At 44.8% G+C, this 16,212-nt stretch carries 13 protein-coding genes and 1 pseudogene; 6 read left to right on the top strand and 8 right to left on the bottom strand.

The window, feature by feature from the left end:
* Window positions 1-5 precede the first annotated feature (5 nt).
* The 4 genes from BEP19_RS03820 to BEP19_RS03835 form a co-directional block, all read right to left on the bottom strand.
* Window positions 6-1,496: a hypothetical protein gene (locus BEP19_RS03820; RefSeq protein WP_120188502.1), complete on the bottom strand. Its 1,491-nt coding sequence runs from the start codon at window positions 1,494-1,496 to the stop codon at window positions 6-8.
* A complete protein-coding gene (locus tag BEP19_RS03825) occupies window positions 1,497-2,345 on the bottom strand; it encodes a hypothetical protein (RefSeq protein ID WP_120188503.1) in 849 nt (282 codons plus the stop codon).
* Window positions 2,346-2,693: 348 nt separating this feature from the next.
* Window positions 2,694-2,912 carry a hypothetical protein gene (locus tag BEP19_RS03830; RefSeq protein WP_120188504.1) on the bottom strand — a complete coding sequence of 73 codons (219 nt, stop codon included), beginning with the start codon at window positions 2,910-2,912 and terminating at the stop codon, window positions 2,694-2,696.
* 57 nt (window positions 2,913-2,969) lie between these two features.
* Window positions 2,970-4,580 (bottom strand): L-lactate permease, encoded by a 1,611-nt coding sequence (locus tag BEP19_RS03835; protein WP_120188505.1) that lies wholly within the window; start codon window positions 4,578-4,580, stop codon window positions 2,970-2,972.
* Window positions 4,581-5,117: 537 nt separating this feature from the next.
* Between BEP19_RS03835 and BEP19_RS03840 the strand changes: the two genes are divergently transcribed.
* Both BEP19_RS03840 and BEP19_RS18105 read left to right on the top strand, forming a co-directional pair.
* Window positions 5,118-5,621, top strand: coding sequence for a hypothetical protein (locus BEP19_RS03840; RefSeq protein WP_120188506.1), 504 nt, complete (start codon window positions 5,118-5,120; stop codon window positions 5,619-5,621).
* A 350-nt stretch (window positions 5,622-5,971) separates the two neighbouring features.
* The gene (locus tag BEP19_RS18105) at window positions 5,972-6,916 is read left to right on the top strand and encodes a methyl-accepting chemotaxis protein (protein ID WP_281269263.1); all 945 of its coding nucleotides are present in this window, start codon (window positions 5,972-5,974) and stop codon (window positions 6,914-6,916) included.
* 132 nt (window positions 6,917-7,048) lie between these two features.
* On the opposite strand, the gene BEP19_RS03850 is transcribed toward BEP19_RS18105, so the two are convergent.
* From BEP19_RS03850 to BEP19_RS03860, 3 genes are all read right to left on the bottom strand, one after another.
* A complete protein-coding gene (locus BEP19_RS03850) occupies window positions 7,049-9,268 on the bottom strand; it encodes an S-layer homology domain-containing protein (protein WP_120188508.1) in 2,220 nt (739 codons plus the stop codon).
* A gap of 140 nt (window positions 9,269-9,408) precedes the next feature.
* Window positions 9,409-9,861 carry a DUF4275 family protein gene (locus tag BEP19_RS03855; protein WP_425452709.1) on the bottom strand — a complete coding sequence of 151 codons (453 nt, stop codon included), beginning with the start codon at window positions 9,859-9,861 and terminating at the stop codon, window positions 9,409-9,411.
* A gap of 111 nt (window positions 9,862-9,972) precedes the next feature.
* The gene (locus BEP19_RS03860; RefSeq protein WP_120188509.1) at window positions 9,973-10,659 is read right to left on the bottom strand and encodes an SDR family NAD(P)-dependent oxidoreductase; all 687 of its coding nucleotides are present in this window, start codon (window positions 10,657-10,659) and stop codon (window positions 9,973-9,975) included.
* A gap of 255 nt (window positions 10,660-10,914) precedes the next feature.
* Between BEP19_RS03860 and BEP19_RS03865 the strand changes: the two genes are divergently transcribed.
* The gene (locus BEP19_RS03865; RefSeq protein ID WP_120188510.1) at window positions 10,915-11,343 is read left to right on the top strand and encodes a MarR family winged helix-turn-helix transcriptional regulator; all 429 of its coding nucleotides are present in this window, start codon (window positions 10,915-10,917) and stop codon (window positions 11,341-11,343) included.
* 140 nt (window positions 11,344-11,483) lie between these two features.
* Window positions 11,484-12,413 carry an NADP-dependent oxidoreductase gene (locus BEP19_RS03870; RefSeq protein WP_120188511.1) on the top strand — a complete coding sequence of 310 codons (930 nt, stop codon included), beginning with the start codon at window positions 11,484-11,486 and terminating at the stop codon, window positions 12,411-12,413.
* A gap of 265 nt (window positions 12,414-12,678) precedes the next feature.
* On the opposite strand, the gene BEP19_RS03875 is transcribed toward BEP19_RS03870, so the two are convergent.
* On the bottom strand, window positions 12,679-13,236 hold the full coding sequence (locus BEP19_RS03875) for an Ig-like domain-containing domain (RefSeq protein WP_120188512.1): 558 nt from the start codon (window positions 13,234-13,236) through the stop codon (window positions 12,679-12,681).
* Window positions 13,237-13,490: 254 nt separating this feature from the next.
* Here BEP19_RS03875 and BEP19_RS03880 point away from each other — a divergent pair, with 254 nt between their 5' ends.
* Window positions 13,491-14,204, top strand: a complete 714-nt coding sequence (locus BEP19_RS03880; protein ID WP_120188513.1) for a sulfite exporter TauE/SafE family protein — start codon at window positions 13,491-13,493, stop codon at window positions 14,202-14,204.
* A 463-nt stretch (window positions 14,205-14,667) separates the two neighbouring features.
* A pseudogene (locus BEP19_RS03885) lies at window positions 14,668-16,062 on the top strand (amino acid permease).
* The last annotated feature ends 150 nt before the right edge of the window (window positions 16,063-16,212 follow it).

The raw sequence follows: 16,212 nt of genomic DNA on the forward strand, positions 1-16,212 counted from the left end.
AATCTTTATTCTAAAAAGAACGCGTCTAAATCATCATCGTCTTTTAGTATAGTTTTCTGATCGACACCAAGTTCCACAGCCAAGTCTATTGAAGCCGCGGCTAAAACCGCCGCATTCATGTTGGAATCAAAAGCGGCTTCGATGAGTGTGTTGTAGCGCGTGTAGGTGTCGTTTATTTTTGCGATGATTTCTTGATAAGCGCTTTCGATTGTTTCGAGCACGGAAAAAACATAGGCGTTTAGCGTTTGTTGGACCTGATGCTCCTTGTGGCCGAGTTGATCTTTTGCGAATCCCCACACGATGTTGGCGGTGATGGTTCCTAAAATTGCGCCTAGAATCGGCACAGGGATTAGGGTTTGTCCGATGGCGCCGCCAATCGCCGCGATGCCCGCTTCTAAGCAGAGAATCTGACCTTGCGCTACAAAGTCATCCGTTGAAATCTTGTCTCTTTTTAGGTTGAAAATCAACAAGGATAATCCAGCGGCGGCGCTTGTAACAGCCCCAGCAAAGGGAGCGGAAAGCGATGTTATGTTTATTAACGTGTAGATACTGCCTGCGGTGACCCCTCCTTTGGCGCCGACCACGGCGGAACTTAGGCCAATATCTTTCCAATCTTCTTTATCGAATTGATTGAGCTTCTTTCCCGCTTTTACTTTACGATAGATGACAGTGAGTGTGTTCAATCCTGCCGCAACGACGACAGCCGCTCCCGCAACCTTTAATCCCTCGCCAACCGAGGGGCCTTGTTTGGATTCGATTCCCTTCGTTTTTTCCCTTGCATCCTGTTCAATTGATTCTAAGACTTTTTGGTTTTCGTCTGCCAACTGACTCTCATGTCTGGAGACGGTCTCTCCAACTTTGCCAAGTTGTACATCATCATAGGTAGAAATAGAAGGTTTGATAACATCCTCAAAGCTTCTCCCTGTTCGAAATTCAATTTCCTCAACTTTTTCTAAAATGGCTTGAATCGAGCGACTATGCAACTGTTCAGGATCATGAGCAGCTCGGATGGTTGAAATGACTTCGAACTGGTCCTTTGGAATGGAATAATTCATTGTTGTGTCTTCATACTTATTGAAATGGTCCAATACATGCTTCAACGTGTTGTTCGTCCCGTTTATAAACTTAGACTGATAGTTAACCCCGTCCAAAATAAAATCTTCAGGCGCGGTTCTGCCTACGCCTTCAAATGTGGCGACTTCACCTTCTCCATTTAATACAGACCAAGCATTCCGCGCGTTAACTTCCAAGTGTTCAGCTATTTCCCCATGCTTTGCCTTCTCTGAACCGAGGATTGCTCCCGGTTCAGAGAGGAATTGGCGCATGCGCATCATATGTGTCAACGCTTCTTCAAAATAATGATCTTGTTGATCGAAAGATGCCATTTTTTCATTTACGATTTGATCCAATTGGCGGGCGATGGAACGGTTTTTCCATTCGTTAAATCCATCGACTCCAGCGGCGATGAATTGATCTTTCCAAACGTTTGTCGCCATCTAATTGCCGACTTCCTTCATGAACAACCGAGATAGGCTCTGGGTGTTATTAATGATAGACATGAGCGCATGACGCTCGTTTTCTGAAAAGGAAGGGTAAGAGTTCTGTTTTGTCTCGTTTGTAAAGGAGCATAAGGCTTGATCAAGCTGGGCTGCCAAAGAATGAGTAGCGGCATTTAAATGATTGATTTCATGTGATGTGGCGTCCAACGTTCTTCTTGCTTTGACAATCTTCATTCGTTCTTGGCCCGCTTTTAAAGCCGCTTCCTTATTCTTTTTGCGCGCAAATAAACCGCCCGCGACTAAACTAGCGGCCCCGATGCCCCAGCCAACTGGACCCGCCAACGCAAGTAAGGCGCTACCGCCAGCCATACCTCCGCCGCCCGCGGCAAGAGCTCCGCCACCTAACCAAGCTAAAGCCGCATTCGTTGCGGCGGCGCCCGATAAAGTGGAAATAGCGGCGCCAGTTGAAGCGGTCCCAAATGTCGTCGCAATAGCCATTGCTGCCGTTGGAGCAAACGCCGCTGTTGCGACCCCCGCGGCAACGCCGACTGCGGAGCCTCCACCAGCTAACTTGATCATTTCTTTTTCATCATACGAAATTTCGCTTAGCGCTTTAAAACTTGCTAGATTAATATGTACTTCGTAAAAGTATTTCTCAAATTCCTTCGGCGTATTGGCCAACTGATTCACGTAATCTTCAACTTTTTGAATGATACTAACGCTGTAAACACGTGTGTCATGTAACTCGATCGCGTCGTTTTCGACTTTTCTGGCGGAGTATTTGTACTCTTCCAATGCTTGTTCTAGTCTTGCGATTGCGTCTTTCTTTAGTGAATGATTTAACATCGTTGGACCCCCTGGTTAGCAAATTACAAAATGAATACTTTAAATTATAAACGAACACAACGATGGGCACAATTACCTATTTTACAAATGTCTGGATAGACTTAAAGTAGTGGAGGGAGTTGGCTGAAGGACATTGATGTTTAATGTAGAACAGCGAAGAGGAGGGGGAGCAGAACCCCGTTTTTTCTCTAACCAATTGATTATTTTAATAAAATTATGAATTTACTGAAAATTTAGGCTAGACAAAAATACGAAAATGGTTTATGATGAAGTGGAAACTCGGGTACAATCCAACGCTTTCATAAAAAATCCCCGGGAACTCTCCCAGGGACGTTGTGTACTATTTAATTAGTTTCTCGCATAGAGAAAGCCCGCGGATGCTACCATGAGTCCTAAAGCAATCCACATGAACGTTTCATTGCCGCTTTTAAGCGCAAAGAATGAAATGGTAAACATAATAAACATGAAGATCAGGCTAAGCACTTTCAATTGTGAAGTTCTATCCGCATTTTTCTTTATCGTCGTAACAGTTGCCTTTTCTGATTTCTCCGGATATGTTTCGGCCATTTTTAAGTAGCCTCCTTTTAAAAGTTGGTGTTCTTAAGATTAGGGTATGAATGGACCTTACATTCCCAGACCCATTTTAATCATGACATAAGCAAGGACGCCGACGAATCCGGCTTGCAGTATGGTGTACACGGATGTTTTGGCTAAGATCGCGCCTTCTTGTCCAGCCAAACCAGATACACCCGCGCCTAAGGCGGCGTTGCCTGGAGCGAAAGCATTGGCGAGCGTTGCCCCAGTCGTTTGAGCGCCCAAAATAATGAAGGCGGACATCCCGAGAATACTTGCTACCTCATATTGCAAACTGGTAAACAGAATGTTCGAAGAGGTGCATGAACTCGTGACAAATGCGCCGATGACCCCAATTTGCGGGGCAAGCAGCGGGAAGAAACTTCCGGTTGCTGTTGCAATCCCATAGGCAAGATATGTCGTCATTCCTCCGACTGTCATGAGTACCGCCATCATCGTCATGGAAATAATAGTGGCAGATGACCCCGCGGATTGTCTTACGGTTTTAGTCCAAGCATCTTTCATGGCGCCTTGAGGTAAGAGACCCTTCGATTTGTAGAACCAGGCGGCAAGGAAAATGGAAATTAAAATCAAGGTCCCTGGCATCGTTACGATTTTCAATGCTGAGTATTTCGCTTCGGCGTCTTGGATATAACCAAACAACGTTGTGGTTTCTCCAAAGGGAAGTCCAACCTTGAATGTATCCAGAAAACTTTTGATCGGTTTGATTAGGTAAACGACGAATACAACGCCAACCATAATAATATAGGCCGAGAAGGCAGTGATAAAAGATTTGCCCGCGACTTCAGGGTCTTCCTTGATCGGTGGCGCATCCGTTGCTGGCCGATAGGCTTTCAGTTTAGGTAACACAAAGCTTCCGACCACTAGCCCAGCGGCTCCGGCTACGAAACAACCAAGGTTTGGCGAAACGAAATTAACGACAAGCACAAGCGTTCCGCTCATCACGACGGACATGAAGAGAACAGCGACGAAACCTTCTTTAACGGCTTTAAATCCGCCATAGTTGTGAACGACACACCACCCAATCATTAATCCGCCAAAAGCGATCATGAGGGAGGCCCAGAAAGCCATTCCATCAGGGTCGACTGGACTTAATCTTGGCAGAACGGAATAAGACGATCCAAGCGAACCAAACGTAATTCCCCAAGAGTGTCCAAGCAATGCGGTCACAACCGCTTTAATCGGACTAAATCCGAGTCCAATTAAGAGGGGAGTCACTACTGCAACCGGAACTCCGAAACCGCATACCCCTTGAATAAATGTTGGGAACGCCCAACCAAGAATCAATAATTGCAACATCTGATTTCCGTTCGTTAATCTTGTAAAGGTAGCGGCAATAACTTTAAAGCTTCCTGTCAAATCAACGACGTTATACATGTACATAGAGGTCCAAACGATCGATAGAACAAAAATCGTTTCCCAAATCCCCTTTGCTGTACCGCTGAGGAGCACGTCGACTCCGCCTCCAAACGCAAAATACGTAACGGCCAAGCCGATGACCCAAGAAATGACACCCGCTCGAGACCCACTCATTTTAAAACCCATCATCAGAGTAAGTACGACAATAATTGGAAGCGCAGCCATCATCCATGTAACGAATGACATTTCCGGAAGGCCTGCGACCGACATATCAATACCCATTCATCATACCTCCTTTTTTTCCTTTTGAAATCTGATCCAACCGTGAATTCAATGAAACCCTCTAGTCACCCAGTTTGGGTGTAGGGTAGGACGAGGACCCCTACCTTTTATCGTATGTCATTTGATTTAGGAAAAATTACAATGTAAGGGCTACCAAAACAGTTGTGAACACCACCTGCCTTTTTGTTTTTCATCCCAATCAAGCCCTTTTCTAGATGAAAAACGCTTATGAAGACTCCTTTAAATGAATTTTTATAATTCAGATTCTTTTGACGAATGGCATGATTAGAATTTGTAAAAGTATTCTAACACCCCCTTTTCACATATGGCAATAAAAAGTTCAACAATTAGACACATTTAGTTCATTGGTCATTGGCGAAAATCGTGATGAAAGGCATTAAAACACGTTTTTATCCGCTATTTTGTTGCTTGTCTTTGATCATTGGCGGGTCCAATGGACTAGTTCATATAAATTATAGAAATAAATGGATAATCATGTTGTGAACGGGTAATATGGAATCATGGAGGGGATAGACATTGGACAAAAGACAAAGATCTATCATGCGTTTTTCAATAGGGCTAAATATTTTGTTAGTCGCGCTTGTCGTATGGGGACACTTGAAAGTGAATTTTATAGAGGATGAAATTTTATTTACGAAAATTCAATATACATTTGTAAAATTAGAAGGTGTCATTGAAAAGCAAAGTAATCATGGTTGGACCGAACCGAATCGGGTCGCGGATCAATTGAATGCAGCAAGAAGCGGGGTTTGGGTGGCGATTTTAAAAAGCGGGACACTGTCCCATGATGATAAATTGATGTTTCAACGTTTGTACAGTACATTAGGTAATGTTTTTCCAGCTTCTGACGAAGAAGGTGATCGCGATATAGTCCTGACCGAACAGGAGAAACAGAATTTTGAAAAGTTAAGAGAGATTCTTCATGATGTAGGGTTAGGGTCGAATGTTCAATTGAGTGACAGTCGAAATTCGATGTTAAAGCAAGTGGCTGAATTGGAAAGAAAATTGGGGTCACTTTAATAGCGCGGCCAAAACTCGTGTTTCATCTTCATAATAATCGATTAAAAATGGTTTTGATTATGTTCGCTCCATAATCAGAACCATTTTTTTGTGTTCGCCAAAGCAATGTTACAAAACCACGGGATTGCGTTTCGAGGTATAAACGGAACATATCCCTAAGGACATCATTCCAATTGTGGTATAATAGGCCTGTATTTTCACGTTTTACCTTATGATTAGAGCGCGTTCTCAGACGAGATATGCGCATATGAAGGATATACGGCTAATAAAGCTTGATTTTCCGATATAGAGTAGTCCGTTAGGACTATCAATTAAAAAGATATTTGTTTTTAGAGAGGATGCGAATGTGTATGTTTTGGAAAAAGGACGTAAAGAAAGAAACTGATCAACAGGAAGGAAATTCAGGGGACCAGTTGGCATCGCAATTGGCCGAGCGACAAAAGCTGGAAGGTGAAATTTATTCCCTTTCTAAACAGATGGGGGCAATCATCAGGCAGCATGAACTCGTCAATGACCAACATGACGAACTAGGCGTTCTTGTTGACTCCTTGAAGCAAACGGTTGAAAAAATTCAGAGCATTAGCGCGGAGGGAGCGCAAGAGGCTCAAACTCTTTCAGTTACAGGGGAAAACCTCAGTCAAATCGCTGATCAATCGGTCCAAAATACAATGGAGGGAGAAAAAGCATTAACAAGATTGGACCAAGTAATTACCCAATTACAATCAGACAACGAACGCGATTCCATTTCTATGAATCAACTTAGTGAACGATCGGAACAAATTACTTCGATTGTACAAGCAATTGGCGACATCTCTAAACAAACGAATTTATTAGCGCTGAATGCGGCAATCGAGGCGGCGCGGGCTGGGGAGCATGGTCGCGGTTTTGCCATCGTCGCTGACGAAGTTCGGAAACTAGCGGATATGACGAATACTTCCACGGTGGAAATAACGGAACTTATCCACGCGATTCAAGAGGAGGTTTCCAAAGCGCTCAGCAATTCAAGAGAAAATACGAAGTTAATTGCAGAGGCGCAAGACACTTGTCATAATTTATCGGAAAAAATGAGATCGATCATACAGGCTTTTGATTTGACAAGACAGGAAGTCTATAATGTCGGAACTCATATCGAATCCCAAAGGGCTTACTCGAATCAAATTCAAGATCAGATCAATGAATCGTACAAGATTTTAAGTTCCGTTCATGAAAAAATCGTTTCGCATATACAGGAGGCCTCGGTTGTCGATGACGGTTTGGAAAGTACGTTTAATGAATTGAAAACGATGGTTCCATAACAGGGAAAGGAATGTGGTAGGGCCAGCAAAGGGGGAAGGATTCAGATGATTTTTCGTTCAAAAATAGCGCGCCCAAATCATAGCCGCCCCTTAGTTTGAAAGAAGGGGGGGCGGCTGTTTTGGTTCTAGTCATTATAGTTTAAACGTTTGAGCTATTTGATATAGGATTTCAGCGACTTCTGCGCGTGTCACCTTTTGATTTGGCTTGAACTCGGTTTCTGTTCCTTTCCAGAGGTCAAGCGCTTGGCTTAAGGCGACAGCAGGGACGTGGCGCGGATCGACGTCCAGATAACTCGTTTTGAATATGTCATGTTTTGTTAACAGTTTGTCGTAGCCAACGAGTTTGGCAATCATTTCAGCGACTTCAACGCGACTGACCTCCGCATTTGGATGGAATTGGTTTCCTTCTTTTGGAATCAGTCCGATGCGAAGCGCTTGTTGAACAGCGGGATACACGCTGCTTTTTTCACTCACGTCCGTAAACGTGTACGATTGTCTCGACGTCTCATCTGCATAACGATGCATTTTCGCGCTGATTGGAAGTTGCTGCGCCATGGGTAACATCATGGCAACGAGTTCCCCGCGAGTGACCACTTTGCTTGGATTTACTTGTCCATTCTCGGTTTTTAAAATGTTGTGTTGAATCGCAAATAATATAGCCGTTTTGCTTGGATGTTGATTGATGTCCTGCGGTTGTTGACTTTCACGTAATGTTCGGAATGACACCCATTCCCCTTTTACAGCATCGACAACGCCGGCCTCACCAACTGGGCGGTAAACCAAATTCGGTTTCGTTGTTTCTGGGGCGCTGAATGGCATGTAAAGCCCGTTGAATGAGGGTTGAAAATAAGTTAACATCACTTTCTGTTTTTCTGCCTCTATCTGTTTGGCGCGGTTGGCATCGATCGTTGGCTTCAGCGTATCAAGATTAGACGACTCGCTTTGGTTCGCTCTTGACCACAAATGCATGATCTTTCCGGTTTCCGCATTCACCTCAACTTGAAGAAATGCATTTTCAACTGGAATATTGTCCTTCAACCAGCCGAAAGAGATAGAATATCCGCCAGTTCCTGATTCGAACTGCTTCTTTAAGACGTCATCAGATGGTTTCTGTGAGACCAAATATAATTCGCCCAACCGATCGGGAAACAGTAATTTGATCGTGTCGATCGCGTTATTTTTGGCTTGATCCCAAGCGATAGGGTTGTCCACTTTTTGATTTTGCCCCATCCACCGAACTTCATCATTAGAAAAACCACTTACTTGCCCGGTGTCATCGATTTCTAAGCGGATGCTTTCTTTGTTTTGATCCTTTTCGTCAGTAGAAACGTAGCCAAAGCTCCATGAGTGGCGGGAAATCCCATCACTGCCGATGCTCGTTCCTGAACCCGAAGATCCATCAGTAGTATACGTTCCGGGAATTCTTTTTAAAAACTCTTCCGCGATACTTTGGGCTTCATCTCGATTGATTCGTTTCGTGGCAGGGGCTTGAATTTTGGTGTCGCCGAGCGGTTGAATTTTGGAATCGGCGCTGAGCGGTTGGCCAAGCGGATTTAACACGGATCCCTTTGAGGCGTCAACCATCATGCCATCATTCGCTCCATATTGATAGACTAACGAGTATGGTTTGACACCAGGACTATGATCGCCAACGCGATCGCTTAAACGAACATAAGTAAGAGAGGGCTTCGCCTCATCTGCCAGCTTTTGCTGAGCCTGTTGCAAAGAAACGGCTGGATTCGCGGACGGTAACGTTCCAAGGTGCCAACGTCGTGAAAACTGAATCACGTTGCCTGCCTGATCGATTGAAATATGAATAAAATTTTCTGGAAAAGGAATCTCTCCTTCGACCCGTGTATACATAAAGGAATGGACGCCCGCCATGCCAAAATGGGTCAAATTGTTTTCATATTCATTCGCGAGAGATAACTTATCGCGTTCCTGTTGATCGACTGTTTTTTGTAAAAATTGCTGGGCCGTTTGTTCCGCTTGAGCGCGATCGACAACGCTCCCGCTGCTTTCAAGCGGATTTTCCTGATAGCGTGAAAAACTCAATAGCTTTCCTGACTGGGCGTCGATCGTAAAGTGGATCCCGCCTGCCCGTTCTTTGGAAAAGTGTAAGACCCAAGCGGAAGTGGAATGCTCCAAATATTCTTTTTCCAAATTATGATGATCTAGCGTGTAATCCGCGGGAATTGGCGCATATTTGTTCGCGAGGGCTACAGCTTCATCCTTTGATATTGTTTTCGTGTTTGAGTCAGCGGCATAAACAGATGGCGCATCAAACAAAGGTGTGAATACACTTCCGGCCGCAATGGACAACGAAAGCGCCAAAATAGACCTTCTTCTCAAGTCAATTTCCTCCTATGAATCTAGTTTTTTCCAGGCAAACCTATATTAGCATGTTTAAGGTCATATTTGGGCTCGATTTTCAAAATAGACGTTACAATTTTGTATTAACTGAATAAGAAAGTCTTCATTCTATCTATTTATTATGTATTTTCGCTTCGGCTAAAATAGGGACCGAGCCAACCTGTTTCGTGTGTGATGACAAAGGTCCAACGAAATTGGTTATCCACAATGTACATATCTTTTTTCGTTACATGAACGAAGTCCGCGGCGCTCAACATTGAGGCATTTTCGAGGAGCAGGACCTCATCCGCATCCTGGAAGAAGAGATAGCACGTATTTTTCGGCTCAAGGTTAAAAGCATCTTCAGCTTTTTGACCTTCAAGACAATCTTTCTTTTCATAACTGAATACATGCCACAGATGGCCGCGACAACTTTCCTGATCTAGTAAATGAATCTCATTTTTTTCTTGATTGCTAAGATGAGCGGCGAAATAAGATTCCCATTTGTTTCGTAATAAAGCGCCCTGTTCGGGGATTTTTGTCACCCTAATGTCTTTGTTTCTCCATTTTTCCGATACGTCGATTGCAATCACCCCATCCGCTTTTTTCCACTATTGCATTTTTAAAAGGGCGAGTAGGATGAATAACCACTGTCAAGAGGGCTGTTCATCCTGCTCATTGTCCATGTTAGGTATCTATTGCGATTATGCTTTTAGCGGCTTGACGACCTCACCGCTTTTTTCGATGGAGGAGGTGGCTGCCAAGTCGATTAAAATGGCAACAATATCAGCGGGATCGATATCGGTATCTGGATTTCCTTCTGAAGTGAAATAAATCGGATCAAATATATTCACCTGGATACCGTTTTTCTCTTCTTCAATGGCAAGCGTTTTCATTAACGCTTCGACGCCCGCTTTACTTGCGGAATAAGCGCCATATGTTTCCATATAAGAACTGGCTAAGGCGGATGTGACAGAGATCAATTTTCCATTGCCGTTTTTTCGCAACGCTGGCAAGAAGGCATTCGCAACGATAAACTGGCTCGTTAGGTTTAAGTTGATCATTTGCTTCCATTCGTCCAACGTGAGTTCACTTATGGAATTGAGCGTGGGTACGCCCCCGACATTATTCACAACAATATCCAACTGGCCTCCCGTCGCAGCGAGCAACTTGTCACGTGTCGCATGAATAGCAGATTGATCGGTTACATCAGCCGGCAAGATAATCGCTTGCTTCTCTCCGATTTCGGCTTGTACTTCCCGCAGCGCTTCCTCACGCCTGCCATTGAGCGCAACTGTCGCGCCCTCTTTAGCAAAAGCAATGGCTATTGCTCGACCGAGTCCCGTTCCGGCCCCTGTAATGAATGCAATGCGATTCGATAATTTTCCCATTGTACCCTCTCCTTTTAACAAGATGCCTCTACTTACAATTTCAAAGGTCTACTACTATACTAGCGCATCAAATTTGGTTCCAAGCGCTTTCTTGCTTTTGTGTATGGAAAAGGGGGGAGATGGGTCGCTAATAATGAGTTGATCCTAGATTGCAAATTCCGACTAACAGCCTTAAACCCCTTGCTCGGTCATTGACATTTACTGTAGATCTGAATATAATTAGCATACTAATTAATTGCGAGAGGGAGAATCACCATGGTCGAGGATGAGATCCGCGAATATTTAAGAAGGTTGTGCGCGCAGATGCGAAAAAATTATGCCGAAACGTTGCGCGTTTACCAGATTCATGTTGGTCAAGAACATGCGTTGTGCCAACTTTGGATGGAGGAAGGCATCACGCAATTGGAATTAAGCCAACGGATGGAGATTGAACCGCCAACGGCGACGAATATGTTAAGAAAGTTAGAGGAATACGGTTGGGTATACCGTAAGCGAGACCCGCAAGACGGCAGGGTGAGTCGTGTTTACTTAACGGATGAAGGACGGGCGCTGCAAAAACCGGTTCAAGATGTGTGGAAACAGCAACAAGAGAAGCTGTTGGATGGCATTTCGTCGGAGGAAAAGTTAATTTTGCGTCGGCTAATGCGTCAAATGATGAACAATCTGGAAGATACGGATGATTAATTCATCCCTTTTTGCCCATTTAATTAGTGTGCTAATTATTAGTTGAATGGGGAAAGAGGAAGCAGCGCATGAGTAGCATCCGAGATAGGTAGACAGCATTTGATGAGAGGGTATGTCATTGAAATAAGGAGGCGGAAATGATGAGCAAAATGAAAGCGTTTGTTCGAGTGGACGCAAAGAATGATCGAGTAGAATTGGCAGAGGTGGCGATTCCAGAGATCGACGACAACGAAGCGCTAGTTGAAGTAAAAGCATTTGGGGTTGGGGTGCATGATCGTTATTTTATTCCGCAAGACGCCTCATTCCCTTATACGATTGGGACGGAGGCGGCGGGAATCGTTGCGAAAACAGGTAAAGACGTGACCGATTTTAAAGTGGGGGATCGCGTCATTTTAAGCAGTAGCCTCTATCCAAAAGGGGGATGTTGGGCCGAATATGTGGCCGCTTCGCCTCAAGTGATGGTCCAGATGCCCGATTCGATGGATTTCACGCTAGGCGCTTCTCTTCCTGTAGCGGGGAAAACGGCGTTGGAATCGATTCGCGCCCTTGATTTAAAACAAGGCGACACGTTGTTTGTGGCAGGGGCGTCCGGGGCAATCGGCACGCTTGTGATTCAATTGGCCAAAGCCAGGGACATTCGCGTGATTGGATCCGCTTCAAGTAAAAACCACGACTATATGAAAGCGCAGGGGGCGCTAGCGGCGGTCGATTATCGGGCCTCCAATTGGAAAGAGGATGTATTAAACTGGAAACCGGGTGGAGTCGACGCGGCGTTGGCGATTCAGCGCGGGACGGTCAAAGATAGTATGGATGTGGTCAAAGACGGCGGCAAAGTGATCACGGTTTCTGGCGACGATCAGGTTCTGGCGGAACGCGGCATTTTCGTCCATCAATTTGAACATCAACTCGACATCCAGCAAGCTGTGAAGATACTGATTGAAGAAATTAATTCGGGTCAACTGGACGTTGTTCTCGAACAAATCTATCCTTTTGCGGACGCGATGAGCGCCTTGGAAAAAACGGAAACAAGACATGCGAGAGGGAAGCTCGTTGTTTCAGCTGATGCCTAGTCGCTGATTCTCGAGGTTGGATGTCCCAGAAAACAGTATGATAAGAGCCAAGTTTCTTCGTCGGAGAAGAAACTTGGCTTTCTGTATGTGGAGTGTGGAGCTTTAATCGTTCTTGTTAAACACGATGTCTACCCTTCGATTTCATTTTGCCCTTCTTCACTCTCATTGGAATCAATCGGTTTCGTTTCGCCGTACCCTTTCTTTTCAATGGTCAGGTGGCTGATGTTTCCGTGATTGATTAAATATTTTTCAATCGGCGTAACTTTTACGTATCGGTTATTTTTTTTTGTCTTGCTACGATAGAGACCAAAGCGCCGACGGCGCAAAGTCCGATCACGATAAACCCAGCTTGTACTGTCTGTTTTGGCACCGATTCTGTTGTAAAAGCGAGTTCAATCGGTTCATCTAATGTCATGCCGTTTTCTGCCTGAAAAGTAGGTTCAATTTGCAAACGATACGTTGTTCCCTTTGTTAGCGGGTCCGTCGGTTTGATCGTAATTTCCCGCTGTTTTTCTGAATCGATTTGGTCATCCGTGAGATGGATTTCAATGTCAACATCTTCACCCGCATGATCGAGTAACGAGATCGCCGCCTTGTTTTGCTGAGTGATGCCCGGGTGAACGACATTGTGAGAAAAAGATAGCTTGATCTCTTGATCGAGGGGGACCTGTTTTTCTCCATTTTTAATGCTGGATGTTTCGAGCGCAAAAGCGATGCCTTTGCCAGGCCTTCCACCTGTTCCATCCCCTTTGGCATCAACCGATGAAACCAAGACAACCAGCAGCGAAAAGGCTGTCATCCAAAATAAAAACATTTTTTCCATCCAATCTTAATCCTTTCAACGTGATCATTCTCATATTTTATATAACGAAGGCAATTAGATATCACCAATGATACATAAGGCGCTTGTCTTATCGCATCTTTTTATCGTTAAAATGATCATTTGGGCCTATGGGATAAGGAGGTTAGCAATATAAACAGTTGACCCCCTTGGTCTGAGCCTCAAAGTGTACTATACTGTCAAAATGTAGTTGCATGTAGCGCGCCCGATGTTTTCGGGGAAGGGGGAATACCGCGGTGGATTTGATTGCTCTCATCCTGATTATATTCATGGCCTCTCTTCTGCAATCAAGCACTGGCTTTGGCTTTTCGATTGTGGGGACCCCTTTTCTGTTCCTGGTCTATTCCGCTCATACAGCGATCCAAATTAATATCATCCTATCGCTATTCCTGTCGGTCTTTATGATGCGTCAGATCCGAGATGGAGTAAATAAATTATTGCTTTGGAACTTGATAAAGGGAAGTTTGCCTGGTGTAGTCGGCGGGATCTTGATTTATCTACATTTACCGATGACTGGGTTAAAACGATCGGTTGGTTTCCTCATTCTTATCCTAACGATTTTACTTATATTGAACGTGACGATTCGACGGACTACTAAGCGGGACGCGGTTACGGGCGCAATTTCGGGATTGCTAACGGCAAGCATCGGCGTGCCTGGACCGCCATTGTTGCTTTATTTTGCTGGATCCGCTATCAAAAAGGAAGAATTACGCAGCACAACGCTAGCTTACTATCTTTTTATCTACTCCATTAGTTTGGCGCTGCAAATCTTGTTTAGCGGAACGAATGAGGAAATTTGGTTGCTATCTATGGCTGGTGTTCCATCATTATTAGCGGGGATTGTTGTCGGTCAGCTGTTATTTAAGCGAATCAGTCAAAATACATTTAGACGATTTACATACATCATCCTGCTTTTTACAGGTGTCTATTTAATGATGACGAGTTTCTGAAAGTTGATATGAAAACGTTTCGATTCGCTAGAAGGGAAAGGTAAAAAATTAAGGGGTGAAAAAGCGCAATGTTGTAAACTGTGATGCCGCCGCATGGATGTCAAATTACATTGTTGCCTCATTTTTTCCTCGGTTATCGACTAAAATCTTAACAAATTCGACTTAATTGAAGCCGGGCTCCCTATTGGCTAAATGGAGCTGCCGCGCTAGAATCAAGGATATAATATGAGCGGGACATTTAGACAAAAGATATTTGGATGTTTCTGTCGCGCAATCGGATTTCGCTAGAACGGCAGAGTCAGATTACATGCAGATGAACTGAAGTAGCAACCTTATGTTGAGATGCCCTAACTTGCGGCGGAGGAGGCTACTTCTTTTTTTGTTGAAAAGATGAACATCAATGAGTTTCCTGGGGATGTGGGGCAACATCTGCTTCGCGGGAGATGAAAATGAGGGATAATGGATGAGGAATGTGTTGTTTAGAAAGAAAAATTTGGGCGAGTTACTGACAAAAAAGAGGGATAATCCGCTGCAACAGTCGTTGGGGGCATTTGATCTCGTGTTGCTCGGGATTGGGGCGATCGTCGGCACGGGAATTTTTATTTTGCCCGGAACGGTCGCGGCAAACTATGCTTGACCTGGGATCGTTTTTTCGTTTTTGATCGCCGCTCTCGTCTGCGCGTTGGTCGGGATGTGTTTCTCGGAGTTTTCCTCTTCCATCCCTGTTACGGGCAGCGCCTATACTTATGGATATATTGTGTTTGGAGAAATTGTCGCCTGGTTGATCGGCTGGGCTTTGGTATTGGAATATGGGCTTGCGGTTGCCGCAGTTGCAACGGGGTGGGCTTCTTATTTGTCCACCCTATTAGCCGGATTTCAGATCATTCTTCCAACAGCGATCTCGGGCCCTTTTTCGCCTGCGGATGGAACATACGTCAATGCCCCCGCAGTCGTGATCGTCATGGCCACCGCTGTTTTATTGTCGCGCGGCATTCACGAATCGGCAAAGCTAAATAAGATCATGGTCTTCATTAAGCTTGGCGTGATCGTTTTATTTATTTCTGTCGGCATTTTTTACGTGAAGCCCGTCAATTGGCAACCGTTCATGCCTTTTGGGATCGAAGGAGTGATGAGCGGGGCGGCCCTTGTCTTCTTTGCGTTTCTTGGGTTTGACGCGGTTTCTTCCGCTGCGGAAGAGGTCAAAAATCCGCAACGAAATTTGCCGATTGGGATTATCGGTTCGTTGCTCATTTGCGCGCTGCTTTATGTCGTCATCTCGCTCGTGTTGACGGGGATGGTTCCGTATACGCAGTTGAACGTAAGCGATCCGGTTAGCTTTGCCTTACAGCTGATCAACCATGAATGGATGGCCGGTATAATTTCGCTGGGGGCGGTTGTTGCGATGATGACGGTCACCCTCGTAATGTTGTACGGAGGCACGAGATTGCTTTACGCGCTCGGGCGCGACGGATTGTTGCCGAAAAGCATGTACGAGTTGCACCCAAAATATAAAACACCGGTTAAAAATACGTGGGTTTTTTCTGCATTGATTGCTTTTTGCGCGGGCTTCATTCCATTGTCAAAACTGATTGAACTGGTCAACATGGGTACGCTGCTCGCCTTTACCACTGTCTCCATCGGCGTTATTTTCCTAAGGCGGAATAAAAGTGTTCCCACTGGCGGTTTTCAAGCGCCGTTTTTTCCCGTATTGCCGATTTGCGCGTTCCTGCTTTGTCTATTGTTAATCACGCAATTGTCTGTTCACACGTGGATCGCCTGCGGGATTTGGTTCGCCATCGGCTTGGTCATCTATTTTACGTACGGGCGAAAACATAGCTCCATGAATAAGGCAAAATAAAGTAGGGTGATAAGGGGAGCGGCGCCTGGGTGAGAGAAACAAAGAGGATGGCTCGATCAGATAGACTCAGAAGCTGGACTTCATTTCTGAACAAGTTGTCGGAAATACCGAGTGTATTTCTCATTTGGACCGCCATGTAAAAGACCATGA

Origin of the sequence: Ammoniphilus oxalaticus (assembly GCF_003609605.1) — a bacterium.
In the GTDB taxonomy this organism is placed as follows: Bacteria; Bacillota; Bacilli; order Aneurinibacillales; family RAOX-1; genus Ammoniphilus; species Ammoniphilus oxalaticus.